The 17,475-nt window shown below is 38.5% G+C and carries 17 protein-coding genes; 3 read left to right on the forward strand and 14 right to left on the reverse strand.

Annotated elements, in window-relative coordinates:
• Positions 1-112: 112 nt before the first annotated feature.
• On the reverse strand, positions 113-250 hold the full coding sequence (locus V7161_RS21945) for a hypothetical protein (RefSeq protein WP_335714985.1): 138 nt from the start codon (positions 248-250) through the stop codon (positions 113-115).
• Between the two features lie 210 nt (positions 251-460).
• On the opposite strand from V7161_RS21945, the gene V7161_RS21950 reads away from it, so the two are divergent.
• Entirely contained in the window at positions 461-1,633 is a 1,173-nt protein-coding gene (locus V7161_RS21950) for an MFS transporter (RefSeq protein ID WP_335714986.1), read from the forward strand.
• Positions 1,634-1,705: 72 nt separating this feature from the next.
• Complete coding sequence (locus V7161_RS21955) at positions 1,706-2,029, forward strand: hypothetical protein (RefSeq protein ID WP_289984206.1); 324 nt, start codon at positions 1,706-1,708, stop codon at positions 2,027-2,029.
• Positions 2,030-2,060: 31 nt separating this feature from the next.
• On the opposite strand, the gene V7161_RS21960 is transcribed toward V7161_RS21955, so the two are convergent.
• The 7 genes from V7161_RS21960 to V7161_RS21990 all read right to left on the reverse strand — a co-directional run bounded on the left by V7161_RS21960 (position 2,061) and on the right by V7161_RS21990 (position 8,661).
• Complete coding sequence (locus V7161_RS21960; protein WP_335714987.1) at positions 2,061-3,530, reverse strand: protein adenylyltransferase SelO; 1,470 nt, start codon at positions 3,528-3,530, stop codon at positions 2,061-2,063.
• A gap of 35 nt (positions 3,531-3,565) precedes the next feature.
• A complete protein-coding gene (gene phoU / locus V7161_RS21965; RefSeq protein ID WP_335714988.1) occupies positions 3,566-4,225 on the reverse strand; it encodes a phosphate signaling complex protein PhoU in 660 nt (219 codons plus the stop codon).
• 14 nt (positions 4,226-4,239) lie between these two features.
• Positions 4,240-5,013, reverse strand: coding sequence for a phosphate ABC transporter ATP-binding protein PstB (pstB, locus tag V7161_RS21970; RefSeq protein WP_335714989.1), 774 nt, complete (start codon positions 5,011-5,013; stop codon positions 4,240-4,242).
• Between the two features lie 12 nt (positions 5,014-5,025).
• Positions 5,026-5,787 carry a phosphate ABC transporter ATP-binding protein PstB gene (pstB, locus tag V7161_RS21975; protein ID WP_335715014.1) on the reverse strand — a complete coding sequence of 254 codons (762 nt, stop codon included), beginning with the start codon at positions 5,785-5,787 and terminating at the stop codon, positions 5,026-5,028.
• Positions 5,788-5,863: 76 nt separating this feature from the next.
• The gene (gene pstA, locus V7161_RS21980) at positions 5,864-6,751 is read right to left on the reverse strand and encodes a phosphate ABC transporter permease PstA (protein WP_335714990.1); all 888 of its coding nucleotides are present in this window, start codon (positions 6,749-6,751) and stop codon (positions 5,864-5,866) included.
• A complete protein-coding gene (gene pstC, locus V7161_RS21985) occupies positions 6,751-7,671 on the reverse strand; it encodes a phosphate ABC transporter permease subunit PstC (protein ID WP_335714991.1) in 921 nt (306 codons plus the stop codon). The genes pstA and pstC overlap by 1 nt, the downstream gene beginning before the upstream one ends.
• Before the next feature lie 78 nt (positions 7,672-7,749).
• Positions 7,750-8,661, reverse strand: coding sequence for a phosphate ABC transporter substrate-binding protein (locus tag V7161_RS21990; RefSeq protein WP_335714992.1), 912 nt, complete (start codon positions 8,659-8,661; stop codon positions 7,750-7,752).
• A gap of 158 nt (positions 8,662-8,819) precedes the next feature.
• Here V7161_RS21990 and V7161_RS21995 point away from each other — a divergent pair, with 158 nt between their 5' ends.
• Complete coding sequence (locus tag V7161_RS21995) at positions 8,820-9,032, forward strand: hypothetical protein (protein WP_335714993.1); 213 nt, start codon at positions 8,820-8,822, stop codon at positions 9,030-9,032.
• Positions 9,033-9,077: 45 nt separating this feature from the next.
• Here the strand turns inward: V7161_RS21995 and V7161_RS22000 are convergent, their stop codons facing one another.
• The 6 genes from V7161_RS22000 to V7161_RS22025 form a co-directional block, all read right to left on the reverse strand.
• A complete protein-coding gene (locus tag V7161_RS22000; protein ID WP_335714994.1) occupies positions 9,078-10,007 on the reverse strand; it encodes a phosphate ABC transporter substrate-binding protein in 930 nt (309 codons plus the stop codon).
• A gap of 148 nt (positions 10,008-10,155) precedes the next feature.
• On the reverse strand, positions 10,156-10,869 hold the full coding sequence (locus tag V7161_RS22005) for a response regulator transcription factor (protein ID WP_335714995.1): 714 nt from the start codon (positions 10,867-10,869) through the stop codon (positions 10,156-10,158).
• 326 nt (positions 10,870-11,195) lie between these two features.
• Positions 11,196-12,125 (reverse strand): phosphate ABC transporter substrate-binding protein, encoded by a 930-nt coding sequence (locus V7161_RS22010; protein ID WP_335714996.1) that lies wholly within the window; start codon positions 12,123-12,125, stop codon positions 11,196-11,198.
• A gap of 342 nt (positions 12,126-12,467) precedes the next feature.
• Positions 12,468-13,877, reverse strand: coding sequence for a two-component system histidine kinase PnpS (gene pnpS / locus V7161_RS22015; RefSeq protein ID WP_335714997.1), 1,410 nt, complete (start codon positions 13,875-13,877; stop codon positions 12,468-12,470).
• A gap of 79 nt (positions 13,878-13,956) precedes the next feature.
• Positions 13,957-15,279, reverse strand: a complete 1,323-nt coding sequence (locus tag V7161_RS22020) for a multicopper oxidase family protein (protein ID WP_335714998.1) — start codon at positions 15,277-15,279, stop codon at positions 13,957-13,959.
• A gap of 158 nt (positions 15,280-15,437) precedes the next feature.
• Positions 15,438-17,345, reverse strand: a complete 1,908-nt coding sequence (locus V7161_RS22025) for a PhoX family protein (protein WP_335714999.1) — start codon at positions 17,343-17,345, stop codon at positions 15,438-15,440.
• Positions 17,346-17,475 lie beyond the last annotated feature (130 nt).

Genomic DNA, 17,475 nt, shown 5'->3' on the forward strand with positions numbered 1-17,475 from the left:
ATATAATTGCTAGCAATATGATGTATTAATGCTACCCCCTTATTAGCTCAGCTTTTCTCTCTCCTTTATTCCTATTAATTTGATAAATTTTCCAATTTTAAAGTCGTCCGTATTATAGATTATATATACTGACACCAACGAATTCTCCTTGTGCAACCCTTAAATCAATTTCATGAAGCGCATGGAAGGAGTTCCTTCTTGTGTCAAAAACTTTAATAATTTTCTTCGCTTCTAAATTGAGTTCCATCATTTATCACTCTTTCCTATCAGGTCCTTAAATTAACTATAGGAAAAATACACCGGAAATTCTATAATTTTCCCTTAGCGCTTTCACTGTTTAATCTTATAATTTCGTAAGGACGGGGATACGAAGAAAATAATTCCCCAAAAGCTTGTATTCGTCCAACGATTTCCATTATCCTAATGAATAGAACAACTAGTTTTGGGAGTGAAAATACATTTGCAAACAAAAGCAGCTTTGCCAATATTATTTGTAGTGATGTTTTTGGTAATGGTGGGGTTCGGAATCATTATTCCTGTTTTACCTTTTTATGCCGAAGAAATTGGGGCTAGTCCCACAGAATTAGGGCTGTTAATGGGGGTCTATTCGTTCATGCAGCTCATCTTTGCACCAATGTGGGGACGACTGTCCGATCGGATTGGCCGAAAGCCTGTGATGATGATTGGGATTACTGGACTTGCGCTATCCTTTTATATTCAAGCAATTTCAACAGAGCTTTGGATGTTATTTGCCGCGCGGATCATTGGCGGCACCCTTTCATCAGCCAATATGCCGACGGCGATGGCGTATGTTGCTGATATTACAACAGAAGAAAACCGTGGGAAAGGCATGGGCATCGTAGGAGCAGCCGTAGGGTTAGGATTTGTATTTGGTCCGGCAATTGGCGGTATTTTTTCAAAAATTAGTTTGAGTATGCCGTTTTATCTTGCCAGCTGTTCTTCTTTGATTACCTTGATCCTTGTATTTCTTTTATTAAAAGAATCAAAACTCAATAAGAATGACTCTATAGAAAAAAGGCGCTCCATTTGGGGGGCATTTAATCGAGATGTTGGTGTATTGTTTTTTGTGCAATTATTAATTTCCTTATCCCTCTCTGGCCTTGAAGCAACCTTTGCCTATTTTGCGGCAAAAAAAGCGGGCTTAAATTCAACAGAGCTCGGTTATATTTTTATGATCATGGGGTTTGTGGGAGCGATGGTCCAGGGCGGCTTAGTCGGAAGGATGACCAAAAAATACGGTGAACCTTCTGTCATTCAAGTCGGTATCATTGTTTCAGCCCTTGGGTTTGGTCTGATATTACTGGTAAATAGCTTTACTACTGCTGCTATCTTTTTATCTATTTTTGGGATCGGAAATGGAGTCATACGTCCGAGCGTCTCTTCCCTGCTTACAAAAACATCAACTGCAGGACATGGCAGTGCCACAGGACTGCTTTCTTCCTTCGATTCATTAGGAAGGATCATTGGCCCGCCATTAGGCGGATGGCTTTTTTCGCTAGCGATTGGCCTCCCTTATATTTCAGGTGTAATTATATCCATAGCTGCTCTTGTTCTCTTTTTCCTTTTCCGCCCTCAGGTAAGTACGTTAAAGACGACAAACATGCAAAATTAATCGATAGGCATATGTGGATAGGACATGCATAAAATGGTTGCAAGAATATATTTGATAAAAGGAGTCCGGCGCATGAAAAACAAAACCGTCATTAGTGTATTTTTCCTTTTAGTCATATTAGGTTTTGCAGCCTATTTAGATTCACCTTATTCATTTATTAACAAAAACTACGCCTATTCCGACGACCAGCCTGTAATGGCCCAGCCTGTTGAAGTTGAAAAACCCGAGAATGTTCCTGAATTGGTAGATAAACTGGAAAAAACGAAAAAAGAAGATGGGTATATTATCGAAACCTACGAGGAATACGAGGTCTATAAAGATCAGAACGGGAAAGTAATCAAAAGTGAACCAACAGGAAAAACAGAAACGCTAAAATACTGGGATTATAAAGATTAAGACCGCTCTATTGATGAGCGGCCTTTTTTAATTATGTACCACAATAGGTACGGTATGGTTGGTTGGATGGTGCTGGCAGTGTGCAGTATTCCTCGTGTTTAGGCGACACTGTGAATGGGTTTGAAAGAACCTGAAGCAGACTTTCCATCACACTGTAGTCTCCCTGATTGACGGCGGCTTCCAGTGCCTCCTCAACCCGGTGATTACGCGGGATTACTACAGGATTTGAGTTTTGCATCAATTGCTGTGATACTTCTTTCGACTCCTCCTGCCTTCCTAGTCTTTCCTCCCACTGCTTATGCCATTGAATAAACTCTGGTGTTCCAAACATAGCCGTTTCCTCTGGCTTATCCATAGTTAGGGCTCTGAAGGTATTTGTATAGTCGGCACGATATTTCTGCATCATGCCTAAGAGATCATCGATTAAGGAATTATCCACTGCTTCTTCGTTAAATATTCCTAGTTTGGCTCTCATTCCCTCAAGCCAATATCCACGATACAACTCCATGTATTCTGATATCGCCTCTTGGGCTATTTTGACCGCCTCATTCTCATCTTCATGGAGCAGCGGCAGAAGAGTTTCTGCAAATCGAGCGAGATTCCATCCGCCAATATATGGCTGATTGCCGTATGCATAGCGACCTTGCTGGTCAATTGAGCTGAAAACTGTATCCAGGTCGTACGTATCCATGAAGGCGCACGGCCCATAATCGATGGTTTCACCGCTAATGGTCATGTTATCGGTGTTCATTACTCCGTGAATAAAACCAACCAGCTGCCACTTTGCAATCAGTTTAGCCTGACGCTTAATGACTTCCTTTAGGAGTGAAAGGTATTGCCCCTCGCCTGATTCAACTTTTGGATAATGGCGGTTAAGTGTATAATCCGCCAATACCCGTAGATCTTCTACGGTTCCCCAATTAGCTGCATATTGAAAAGTACCCACCCGCAAATGACTGGCAGCGACACGGGTCAAAATAGCCCCCGGCAGGTAGGTTTCACGGATAACTGGTTCACCAGTTTCCACTACTGCGAGGCTGCGGGTGGTCGGTATGCCTAGTGCATGCATGGCTTCGCTGATAATGTATTCGCGCAGCATCGGTCCAAGTGCCGCCCTGCCATCACCCCCGCGGGAGTATGGTGTTCTTCCAGACCCCTTCAGTTGAATATCAAAACGTTCCCTTTTAGGGGTGATCTGTTCGCCAAGCAGCAAAGCACGCCCGTCCCCTAACTTGGTAAAGCCGCCAAACTGGTGTCCCGCATATGCTTGTGCAAGAGGTGCTGCCCCTTCTGGTATTTGATTTCCGGCAAAAACGGCAACACCAGCTTCGTTTTGTAACGAGTCGGTCTTCAATCCAATTTCTTTTGCCAATGCGCCATTTAGTATAATCAACTTTGGTGAGCGGACAGGTGTTGGTGTTTGGCTTGTAAAAAGTAATTTAGGCAGTCGAGCATAACTATTATCAAAATTCCATCCCGTTTCTATTCTTTCATTTGTCATTGAATCCTCTTCTCTATTTTACAAAAATTTATTTTTTACGCGTTTAAATCAAAACGCTCCCCAGTCACAAGGTAAATAACATGTTCAGCGATGTTCGTCGAATGGTCCGCAATTCTTTCAATGTATCTGCACACAAAAGCTAACTGTGTAATTTGATTCGTTTGTGCAGGATATTTCTGGATATAGCCCAAAAGTTCTTTAACTAAAGTTCCGTACATTTCATCCACTTTGTCATCCTTTTTAGCGCATTCCTTTGCGAGATCAACATCTTCTGAGAGGAAGGCTTTTAAAGAATCACTTAGCATGTCTAAGGCAAGATCCATCATTTTGGGAATGTCGACAATTTCTTTAATATGTTTTTCTTTCCCTATATGCAAAGTTGACTTTGCAATATTAACGGCATTATCAGCAATTCGTTCTACCTCGGATGAAATTTTTAACGCAACAACAATTTTTCTGAGGTCCCTGGCCACCGGAGACTCCTTTGCAATTAAAATAATCGCCTTATTGTTAATTTCATGTTCTAACTCATCAATAATTGTATCATTTTTAATAATTTCATTCGCTTTTTCAATATCCTGATTTATGAGGGTGTTAATACTTTCTTTAATAGCATGTTCTGATTTATGAGCCATTTCCATAAGCATATCTTTTAATTGTTTCAAATTACTATCGAAATTTAATCTTGTGATCATCTTTGTCACTCCTATTAACCAAATCTTCCTGTAATATATCCTTCAGTACGTTCATCACTTGGATTTGAGAAAATCTTTTCGGTTTTATCGAGCTCAATTAATTCACCCATCAAAAAGAAAGCAGTTCGATCCGAAACCCTCGAGGCTTGCTGCATATTGTGTGTAACAATCACAATCGTATATTTCTCCTTCAGTTTTAAGATTAATTCTTCAATCTTTAAGGTTGAAATAGGGTCAAGGGCCGAGGTTGGTTCATCCATGAGTAAGACATCCGGTTTTGTTGCAAGGGCTCTTGCAATGCACAACCTTTGCTGCTGTCCGCCTGAAAGACCAAGTGCTGGCGTATTTAATCGATCCTTGACTTCGTCCCATAAGGCTACGTCCATCAATGATTTGGTTACAATCTCTTCAAGATGGGTCTTTCTTTTAATTCCATGGATTCTTGGTCCGTAAGCAACATTATCAAAGATCGACTGTGGAAAAGGATTTCCTTTTTGAAAAACCATTCCCACATTTTTTCGTAGTTCTACTAGGTCCATTTTTTCATTTAAAATATTTTGGCCATTATAATTAATTTCTCCTGTCATCTTAACATTCGGAACATAATTAATCATCAAGTTCAACGTCTTGATAAAAGTTGACTTTCCACAGCCAGATGGACCAATAATGGCAGTTACTTCTTTTTTGTTAATCGGGAAGTTTATTTTTTTTAATGCATGATGCTCACCATACCATAAATTTAAATCATTAATTTGAAAAACCTGTCTATGTACCGTTATGGCAGACATACGAGTCCTCCCTTATCCAAACCTTCCTGAAATGTACTCTTCTGTCTTTTTTTGTGAAGGATTGGTAAATATTTTTTCTGTTAAATCGTATTCAATCAAATCACCGCTTAAAAAGAAAGCTGTTTTATCGGAAATACGAGATGCCTGCTGCATATTATGGGTTACAATAATAATTGAATAGTCCTTTTTTAATTCTATGATAAGATCTTCAACCTTACCGTTAGAAATTGGATCGAGTGCGGAAGAAGGCTCATCCAGGAGCATAACGGTTGGTTTCATCGCGATCGTTCTTGCAATGCAAAGACGTTGCTGCTGACCACCTGAAAGACCAAGTGCTGATTTATGAAGACGATCTTTTACTTCTTCCCACAATGCCGCCTTTCTCAGGCTCTCCTCAACGATTCCATCAAGCACGGTTTTCTTTCTCGTTCCTGCAAACTTTAAAGCGTGGGTTATATTATCATAAATCGATTTTGGAAAAGGATTCGGTTTTTGAAAGACCATTCCAATTTCTTTTCGTAATGCAACAACATTTATTTGATCAGATAAAATATTCAGGTCCTCATAAATGATTTCTCCTTTTGCATGTGCTCCAGGGATAAGATCATTCATCCTATTGATGCTTCGTAAAAAAGTCGACTTTCCACAACCAGATGGTCCTATGAGAGCGGTTACGGAGTTTTTTTCAATATCCAATGAAATCCCATTAACAGCTCGTTTTTCTCCATAAAAAATCTCTAAGTTTTTTACTTGCAATATATTATTTCTTTGCATTTTCTCAAGACTTTCAACCGCTTTTGTTTCTACCGGTCGTTCCTCTGTAGCTGTAACCATGATTATTCACCTGCTTTTATTTAGATGCTGTAATTTTTCGATGAATCATACTTCCGATCCATCTTGCCAATAAATTAAAAATTAATACAGAAATAACTAAAACCGCAGCTGCACCGCTAGAGACCTCTTCTACATCCGGGATTAAGCCTTGAGTATTGACAGACCAAATGTGAACGGCAAGAGTTTCTGCCGGGCGAAAAATATTTAAGGGTGAGGTTTGAGAAAATGGATTCCAATTTGCGTAATCCAGTCTTGGTGTTGACAAACCTGCTGTAAATAAAAGCGCCGCCGCTTCACCAAATACCCGACCAGAGGCAAGGATGATACCTGTTAAAATAGTTGGGAATGCACTTGGTAATATCACGGTTTTAATCGTGTGCCAATGTGTAATTCCTAATGCAAGGCTGGCCTCTTTTAACTCCCTTGGAACAGAACGGATAGCGTCCTCACTTACACGCACTATAACGGGTAAGTTAAACACTGTAAGTGCTAATGCGCCCCCAAATATGGTATAGCCCCACCCTGTTAAATTAACAAACATCAATAAACCAAACATGCCAATTACAATGGAAGGAAGCGAAGCTAAAACTTCAATACATGACCGAATAATGTCCGTAACCTTTCCAGGTTTCGCATACTCTGCCATATAAATTCCGCCGCCAATCCCTAGTGGAACGGCAATCAGCATCGTAATAAACAGGACATAAAACGAATTAAATAATTGATCCCGGATTCCCCCGCCCGCCCTTACGTTGGATGAAGGACCTGTTATGAAATCAAGGGAGATGTTTTTTAATCCGTTTACCAATATATAGTAAAATAAACCGACAAGTATTGAAATAATAACAAGTGCAATTACATAAAAGACACCTGAAGCTAATCGATCAGCAGATTTAGCATTCATTACATCTTCCTCCTTGAAGATAAATAACGTATGAGGAGAATAAATGCGAACGACATGATTAATAAGATTAATCCCATCGACCAGAGAGTATTATTTTCCACACTTCCATATGTGGTGTGACCCATATTTAACGTAATAATGGTTGTCAACGTTGCGGACGCATCCAGTAAACTTGTAGGCAAATTCTTCACGTTACCAATAACCATTTGAACCGCTAAAGCTTCTCCAAATGCTCTTGCCATCCCAAGTACAATAGCAGTGAGCAATGTTGGCATTGCGGCAGGAATCAGCACTTTCCGGATGGTTTGCCAACGGGTTGCACCAAGAGCATAAGAACCTTCTCTTAATGGCTTTGGCAAAGAGCTCATCGCATCTGTAGCAATGGTGGTTACGGTTGGGAGAATCATGACAGAAAGCACAATGGTACCGGACAGCAGACTAAATCCAAGTCCACCCACATTTTCCCTGATAAAAGGAACTAATACTGTAAGTCCGATGAATCCATAAACAACGGAAGGAATTCCGACTAAAAGCTCAATGACTGGCTGCAAAATTTTTCTACCCCAAGATGGTGCAATTTCTGTCATAAAGATGGCTCCGCCAATACCTAACGGTGCCGCTACTAGTGCCGAAAGAAAGGTTACAGCAAATGAACCGAAAATGAATGGTAATGTTCCGTATGCAGGGTTAGCTTGATTAGTAGGATTCCAAGTCTTACTCGTTAAGAACTCAATGAGACTAACTCCATTTTTAATAAAGGATTGCAGACCTTTTGTTCCTAGAAAAATCGTGATGGCTATCGTTGCTGAAATCATAATGACAGCGCATAAAATTACTAGGGCTTTTCCCCTGAATTCTCCTCCCAGCCTATCCTTTCCTGATTTTAATAGCCTATCTTTTGCCGGAACCAGTTTTTCCATATTGCACCAAACACCCCTAAATTACGTCGTAAGGGTAAATGTGCAGCCACATTTACCCTATTTAATGCCGTATAATGATTATTTATTTGTTTGATTCCCTTTAGCGTCACGTTCAACTTTCATTTTGGTAACAGGCAAGTAACCTTGATCTTTTAACAAGGTATTTTGAACGTCATCAGACATTAAATAATCTAAAAACGCTTTTGTCACACCAGTTGGTTCCCCTTTTGTATATGAATGTTCGTATGCCCAGACTGGAAACTTGCCTGATTGCACGTTTTCATCTGTCGGTTCAACCCCATCAATGGAAAGTGGAGTTACCTTATCATCCGTAAAGTAAGAGAAAGCTAAATAACCTACTGCACCAGCGGTTTCATTCACGATTTTTTTAACCGTGTTGGAAGAATCTTCTGTAATTCCTTCCGCAGGTGTCGCTCCATCTAGGGCAAATTTATTAAAGACTGCACGTGTACCCGATGCATCAGGGCGATTCACTAAGACGATCTTTTGATCCTTGCCGCCAACATCTTTCCAGTTTGTAATTTTTCCAGTAAATACTTTAATAAGATTATCTTTTGAAATGTCCTTAATGCCAACATCTGGATTTACTGCAGCGGTAATTCCAACTACCGCTACTTTATGATCCACTAACTGGTCGGCTGGAATGCCCTCTTTTTCTTCAGCAAAAACATCAGAGTTCCCAATCTGAACGGACCCTTCAGCCACTTGTGATAAACCTGTACCAGACCCGCCTGCATTTACTTGAACATCTACTTTTGGATTATTGGCCATAAATTCTTCTGCTGCAGCAGCAACGAGAGGCTGCATAGCAGATGAACCGGAAACCACAAGGGAACCTGAAAGTTCCTTGCCACCTTTATCAGTAGTATCATTAGTTTCATCTTTTTTTGCACCGCCGCCACAAGCAGCTGTAAACACCATGAGTGTTAAAATTGTCATCATTAAACTAAACTTTTTTAAGCTTATCATCTATACATTCCTCCCTGAAAATGGCTCATTTCGGATTAGATATATTTTTCATTTTATATTTTGTCTTACCAAAATTAATTTATTAAGGTTATTTTTTATATTTTTTTATAACATAAGATTACACACAATAATTTCACATAATTAAGTGAGGGATTAATATGTCTGTGGAGGAACAAAACAAAAATGTATCTAAGGAAACAAATCAATTTATGAGTCAAAAATTTAAAGATTATAGTGCGAGGGAGTCTTCAGAGGTAAATTCGGAAGCAGAAATGGCAAATCAGGAAATTCAGGAACAATTCTATGGAAAAAACGAGGATAATCTTGCTCCTTTCCATGTGGATATCAACAATCCGCCAATTAAAAAATAAATAAAAAAGGTAAATGCGCTTTGCATTTACCTTTTGAAACCTTCATTATTTATTTGTTTGATTTCCTTTTGCGTCGCGTTCAACTTCCATTTTTGTTACTGGCAGGTAGCCTTGCTCTTTTAAAAGAGTGTTTTGAATATCATCTGACATCATAAAATCAAGGAACGCCTTGGCTAATTCAGTAGGCTCACCCTTAGTATAAGAATGTTGATAAGCCCAAACAGGGAATTTACCAGATTGTACATTTTCAGCAGTTGGTTCTACACCATCAATAGAAAGTGGTGTTACAGTGTCATCAGTTAAGTATGAGAATGCAAGATAACCAATTGCACCGTCTGTTTCGTTAATAATCTTTTTAACTGTGTTTGAAGAATCTTCTGTGATACCTTCAGCTGGTGTTGCACCATCAAGAGCGAACTTGTTAAATACTGCACGTGTTCCAGAAGAGTCAGGACGGTTTACAAGAACGATCTTTTGATCTTTACCGCCAAGTTCTTTCCAGTTTGTAATTTTACCAGTGAACACTTTAATTAAATCTTCTTTTTTAATATCCTTAATGCCGACTTTAGGGTTAACTGCTGCAGTCATACCAACAACCGCAACTTTATGATCCACAAGCTGATCAGCTGGAACGCCTTCTTTTTCTTCAGCAAAAACGTCAGAGTTACCAATTTGCACAGATCCTTCAGCAACTTGTGATAAGCCTGTACCAGATCCGCCAGCATTTACTTGAATATCAACATTAGGATTTTTTGCCATAAATTCTTCAGCAGCTGCCGCAACTAATGGCTGCATCGCTGATGAACCTGAAACGACTAATGAACCAGAAAGTTCTTTCTTTTCTTCAGTTTTAGGTGTTTCATTCTTTGCAGTTCCTTCTGTTTTATCAGTAGATGCTCCGCCTCCACATGCTGCCATAATTACCATTAATGCTGCAAATACTGTGAGTAGGCTTAATTTTTTTAAGCTTTTCATTTGCCTTATTTCCCCCTAAGAGTAATGAATTTTTGTTTCGCTTTACATTTACTAGTATAGGAGAAGAGTATTAATTCAGTTTTAATAGAATGTAAAGCTTTTGTAAAAGTGTCCTCAGTTAGTGGAACCACACTTTATCCGAATAATGCTAATATCCTTGTTGCACTTCAAATTTATAGCCAAGACCACGAACAGTTTTAATATAAGCCGGCCGCTTGGTATCCTCTTCAATTTTTTCTCTTAAATGGGCGATATGCACGTCCACAATTCTTGTATCTCCTGCAAATTCATAATTCCATACAGAACTAAGCAAATGATCACGAGTTAGGACACGGCCCTTATTTTGCACCATGAAATGAAGCAACTCAAATTCCTTTAATGTTAACTCCAGAAGATTTCCTTTAAGGTAGGCTTCGTATTTTTCAGAATAGATTGTTAATTTGCCCATTTTTATTTTTGGTCCATTTATCTGCTCGAGTGCATCTTCCGCTTGAGCCTGGGTTCTTCTTAAGATCGCTTTTACTCTGGCAATTACTTCTCTTGGACTAAAGGGCTTTACCATATAGTCATCAGCGCCGAGCTCAAGACCTATTATTCTATCAAATTCATCATCCTTTGCCGTCAGCATTAAAATAGGAGTCATGACTTTATCCTGACGAAGCAATTTACATACCTCCATTCCATCCAGCTTTGGAAGCATTAAATCTAAAACAATTATGTCAGGAGCTTCGATTGTGGCTAATCGTTTACCAGCTTCACCATCCATCGCGGTAATGACTTCAAAACCAGCCTGCTCCAAATTATATTGAAGGAGCGTAACAATGGACTGTTCATCATCAACAACAAGTACTTTATTTTTCATCAAATCACCCGCTTAATAGTAAAATATTGACTTTTCCTAAGAAACTAGCTCATACCTCCATTTTGTAAATATAGTTCTATTAAACGAAAAGAATATTAATGCCGCGTTTTGCTTTTGTAAAAGGAATGCTAATTTTTTGTAAAATAAGTAAAAGTAATACTTTTTTCCTATTAAACTCACATTAAACTCACAAACTTCAATAGACCTTTCTGTGGTAAAGTCTTTGTGATTCTGCCTCTTTCATTCATCCATTCATACATAATAATAAGAAATGTTATACTCGAAAAAAGGATAATTGCCTCGAGGCACTTACCCTTTTTAATTAATTACTTATTTGTTTGATTTCCTTTTGCATCGCGTTCAACTTCCATTTTTGTTACAGGAAGATAACCTTGCTCTTTTAAAAGAGTGTTTTGGATATTATCTGACATCATGAAATCAAGAAACGCTTTGGCTAATTCTGTTGGCTCACCCTTTGTATAAGAGTGTTCGTATGCCCATACTGGGAATTTACCAGATTGTACATTTTCCGCAGTTGGTTCTACACCATTGATTGCAAGAGGTGTTACAGTGTCATCAGTGAAGTATGAGAATGCAAGGTAACCAATTGCACCGTCTGTTTCGTTGATAATCTTTTTAACAGTGTTTGAAGAATCTTCTGTAATACCTTCTGCAGGTGTTGCACCATCTAAAGCAAACTTATTAAATACTGCACGTGTACCTGAAGAATCAGGACGATTTACAAGAACGATCTTTTGGTCTTTACCGCCAAGTTCTTTCCAGTTTGTAATTTTACCAGTGAATACTTTGATAAGGTCTTCTTTTTTAATATCCTTAATGCCAACTTTAGGGTTAACAGCAGCTGTCATACCGACTACAGCCACTTTATGGTCAACAAGCTGATCTGCTGGAATACCCTCTTTTTCTTCTGCAAAAACGTCGGAGTTACCAATTTGCACAGATCCTTCAGCAACTTGCGATAAGCCTGTCCCAGATCCACCTGCGTTCACTTGGATATCAACATTTGGATTTGCAGCCATAAACTCTTCCGCAGCAGCTGCTACTAATGGCTGCATCGCAGATGAACCAGATACGACTAATGAGCCGGAAAGTTCTTTCTTTTCTTCCGTTTTTGGTGTTTCTTTGCTAGCGTTACCATCATTTTTATCAGTTGAAGCACCGCCTCCACAAGCAGCCATAAATACCATTAATGCTGCAAATAGTGTAAGAAGGCTTAATTTTTTAAAGCTTTTCATTTGTTTTATTTCCCCCTAAGAGTAATTAATATTGTTTTCACCTTACAATTAAATACTATAGGACAAAAGTTTTAATTAAGTTTTAATTGAATGTAAAGGTTCTGTAAATGTTGAATAGGAAAATAAATCATAACTATATTAATGGAGAGAGCATTTTCTAACGCATCAGCAAAAAAGGGACTTACCCTGCTCGGCAGCCCCTTTTATGGATATCCTTATTAAAATTTTTTTAACCTTGCAAATGATATTAGATAACATATAACCCCTTTTACCAAATAAGCATCGATGAAAATTCATCGATGCTTAACCGTGTATAAAAACTGCCTATTCTACTATTTACCTTTATTTATTTAGCTCAATAATAAATTCACTACCTTCACCAATTTCACTCGTTACACTGATTTTACCTTGGTGGGCTTCAATCAAATGTTTAACGATCGCCAATCCAAGTCCAGTTCCGCCAGAGTTTCGACTTCTCGCACGATCAACTCGGTAAAATCGCTCAAAAATACGAGGGATTTCTTCTTTTTTCATTCCAATACCAGTGTCTTTTACATGTATCTGTACTATGTTACCATTATCAAACAGGAGCACCTTGACATTTCCGTTTGTCGGTGTATAAGTAATAGCATTGTTAATTAAATTGATAAATACTTGCTTTAAGCGATTCACATCCCCTTTTATCTGAACTTGCTCCTCCTTACAAATTAAATCAAGGTTGATGTCTTTTGCTTCTGCTTTCCCATTTAAGAGGGTTATAACCTCTTTAAGTAATTTGTATAAATCCATTTCTTGGATGTCCAATTTAAAGCCTTGCTGTTCTATTTTTGAAAGCTCCAATAAATCCTGAATGAGCGATTGAAGCCGTCCACTTTCTTTTAAAATAATCGAAAGGAAATATTTTAATGTATCTTTATTGTTCATCGCCCCATCCAACAGTGTTTCAGTAAATCCTTTAATCGAAGTTACGGGTGTTTTTAATTCATGTGAAACATTTGCAACAAAATCTTTCCGAACCTGCTCTAGTTTTTTTAGTTCTGTAATGTCGTGAAAAACGAGTAAAACCCCTTTCCAAACATTATTTGTTCTAATGATCGGCACACCGTAAACAGCAAAATATCTTCTTTCTATAAATAATGGGATTAGTAATTGTTTACTGACATGTTTCTCAGTCCGAAATACTTCAGTAACTAAATTACAAACTTCCTCCTGATTAATGACCTCGTAATAAAGATTTTCTAAATAATCAGTCGGGCTGCCTTTAAAAATATCAATAAAGCCTTTATTGATTAAGGTAATATACCCTCTGCTATCAATTAAGACTAAACCAGATCCCATATTTTCAATCAAAACACTGAGATGTTCCTGCTGTATTTCTTGGGATTTAACGAGTTCTTGAAGGTTTTGAGCCAGCCTATTAATAGATGTACCCAACATTCCCGTTTTATCAGAACCATTGACTTTTGTCCTGGCCTGATAATTTCCTTCTGTCAATTCAATCGCGACATTTGTAGCCTCGACGATGGGTTTTGTATATCTTGAAAAAGTTCTCATTCCAAGATAAATAATGAGTACTAAGAAAATGACAACAAAAATGAAAATGGTACGCATGATTTCAATTTTTTGAAGATCACTATGTGTGTCTGCAAAACTGCTATTAAATAACTGACCGAGCAATACTCCTAATCCAAGGAATAAGGAAAATATAAATATGATGAAAATAATTACTAACGTATTTCGAAATTTTGTCATTCTGCATCATCAACAACAAGTACTTTATTTTTCATCAAATCACCTGCTAAATAGTAAGATATATACTTGTCCTATGAAACTAACTTAAATCTCCAGTTTGTAAAATTTGCTCCATGTTATTAATCTTTTGTTCTAGATCAGTAATTGATTTCTCCAGAAATTCTGGATTCACTGTACTATTTAGTTGTTGATTAACGGTTGTTGCTGCGTTATCGAGTGAATTCCATTCTTCAAAATGCTCATCAGAAACCAAATTGTAAAACTCATGCAATCCATTACTTATATCCTTCATTTCTTTTTTCATTAAGTCGTATTTTTTCTCGAATTGGTATTGTTTTAGCAATGCAAAATGGTGTTTTACATCACTGATCGGATTTTTGCTGCCGTGGGTCATTTTGTCATGATAATTATCGTAAACCATCATCATATGCATCCCATGTGTAGTATGCGGACCCATATGGCAATGAATTGGCCAAATTCCAGGGTTATCCGCCGTCAATAATAAATCATATTTTTCTCCAGGACCGATGGTAATCGTATCCTTAGTCATCGGATTTTTAATGTCACGGCCATCAGAAGCGACAACCTTGAAATGGTGGCCATGGGTATGGAATGAATGTACCTCGGAACCTGCATTAATCAACCTTATTAAATAGGTCCCTCCCTCTTTCACATGGATAGGCGGTATTTCAGGATCAATTTTTCCATTGATCGTATAATATCTTGCTTTTCGATTGATTGTGTCATATTCACCATCCAAGTGAAGATGCTCTGCAGCCGTTCCCACATACTGGTGGGCTTCCTGGCCTTCAGCAAGGCTTAATAGCGGGTCTCTTTCCGATAGAAGCAGTGTAAATTCGCCATCTGTCTTGTATTTTGGCTTTTTCGGCTCTACAATAATTGCCCCGTATAGCCCCATTTCAGGATGTCTGTCCGGTTCAACATGACAATGATAGAAATAAGTCCCTGCTTTAGGAGCATCAAATTCGTAAGTAAAAGAATCGTGATTCATGGTTGGATGCTGGCTCATCTCCGGGGTTCCGTCGCCTCCAAAGCTATTATCAATCCCATGAAAATGTATCGTGTGCATTTCTTTTTGCTGATTGTGGAAGACCACTTTAACGTGATCTCCCTCGGTTACACGTATTTCCGGCCCAGGAACGCTAGGCTGGGTCGCAGGTGCATTTTTCTTGGGATCCCACAGTCCAAAGCCCCATGAATACAGGGTAGTACCCTGGGCAATTTCCTGTTCCATATCCGCGGCATATAAATGAAACACCTTTGTCTGCCCTTTTTCTGTTTTAGCTGACGCTTCTTCTTTCGTTGCATAAATGAAAATAACAGAAAAGACTAACAGGCAGCCCATGATTGTAAAAAGTATAAATGAAGGAAAACGTTTCATGTAAGCACTCCTACGTTGTTTAATTTATTTGAAAGGATAATCCTTTTGTGTCCATTATTCAGATAACAAGGGAAAAACCCCGGAAATCTTAAGATTACCGGAGTATGAATTTCAAGCAAACGAATCTATTTAACTCTTAATCTATATAGCGATTAATCTTAATCGTTATCTTGAAGGTCGCCAAGTTTAGGCATTCCAGAAATATATCCTACTCCACCGGTACGATCAATACCAATTTCTTTCTCCATTGCTGCTTGTAATTCAGCTTTATCGACTGCTGTTATATTCTTGCCTCCAAGTTCATCACCTGGATGCTGGAAGTTGCTCATAATATAAGAATGTCCTCTGCGGTTATCCACTGCAGCCAAACCAGTTGCTTCTGCACCGGCTGGAACGGATAAAATTCTTGTTAATTCTTTAGTATCGACATTATAAGCCCATACGAAGTTATTGGTATGCATGCCGCTATCTTCACCGATGAATAATGTTCTTAATGATTCAGAGAAGCTTAAATTATCTGTATTAGCGACTTTATTTACATTCGCTGTATTACCATAAGCATCCGCTGCTGGTGAATCTTCTCCAGCAATTAATCCAGACATTTTCGAAGCAACATATTCACTGTTAATCGTTTGTCCATTACTGTCCTTTTGACCAGCTGTTAAATCCAATTGATACGTTACACCAGATTTAATTTTTGGAAGTTTCATATCATCAACTGGATCTGACGAATTAGCGGTCATACCGTTGCTTTGATCCGAAATCGCAATGTAAACTTTCTTATCCTTTTCGTTTAGAGTTACACCTTCCATTTTGTTAAATTCAGATGTAGCTCCAAGTAGTGCAGCATAACGACGTGACTCTAAGAACGCTGCCGCTTTTTCCATTCCTGGTTTTACTTTCAAGTATTCAGTTTTTCCATACGAATATTGCTTAATTGCTTTGAAGCCGGCTTTTGGAACATCAGATGTTTCGAAAATATCACTGAATTTAACGCCGCTGTCGATAATGTCTTTAATTTCTTTATCAGAGGCATGGCCAAGTTTAATCCATTCTAAGTTTCCAGCACCACCATTTTCCGTTCCTGTTTGATGGAATTTTGCCGCATATAATGTACCAGCAGATAGATCCTTCGCTTTATCCGCTACATACATAAACATTGTCGTATAGGAACCGTCGTCACCAAAGAAGGCTGTACGATTATCAGGCATCATTTTCATCAATTCGTGAGAAAAACGGCCAATACTGTAATGCTTTTCAACCGATGCGTTTCCATCTTTGTTTACCGAAATTTCAGGAATAAACCCATAGAAGTATGGATTTGCTTTTTCTGCTTTACCAAAGTAAAGCTTAGCAAAGCTTTCTACTTGTGCTCGGACCGAAGATGTTGAGTCGGATTCAAAAGTACGGGCATCCGGTTCATACTCCTCTGACCCTAAGTGGGTATTCCACGGTGAAAGAGATCCGTTACATGGGATCCAAAGACCATTTACACTTGAAAAATCAATTTTCTTAACTTCTTTAGGTGTCAGCTCTCCCGTTTTCCTATTCTGGTCAAGAGTTGTTAGCGACATGGATGCAGGGACGATTCCGTAAGCGGATTTGCCAGCGGCATCTATGGTCTGGTATTCATAATGAGTTACCATGTATAGTTGTCCGTTAATTGGCTTCAATAAACTATTAGAATCGGGAGCATCTGAAACATAGTATGTCGGTTTCCCTTCCACGCTTGTATCCATAATCGGATTTCCCTTTACATCAATCGGAGTACCAGCTGGAATCAGCTTGCCTTTGTTAATGGCTACTTTATCTTCAGACTTGAAAAGTCTCTTATAAGTAAGTGGGAAATTCTTCACTTCACCATTGCTGTATTTTACTTCCATTGATGCGTTTGTGTAGGTTTTAACCATATCCTCAATATTTTTTGGAGCATTCATTCCAATAAATCGAACTGAGTCGATTTTCGCATCCCCACTGCTTGCGAAAGTAGGTGTTACAGCTGGAATCGTAAGTGCCAATGCAAGTGCAGCGGCTGCCCCTTTTTTGCCAAAACGGATTTTTTTCATATTTATCCTCCTCAATTGCATGCTTTTTTCTCTACGTATCCATTAAACAACAAGAATATTAATGGCAAGTTTCTCTTTCGTTAAGGGAATGCAAAGATTTTGTAAAATCTGATTATTTTTTTCAATCATG

Origin of the sequence: Neobacillus drentensis (genome assembly GCF_036965425.1) — a bacterium.
In the GTDB taxonomy this organism is placed as follows: domain Bacteria; phylum Bacillota; class Bacilli; order Bacillales; family Cytobacillaceae; genus Neobacillus; species Neobacillus drentensis_F.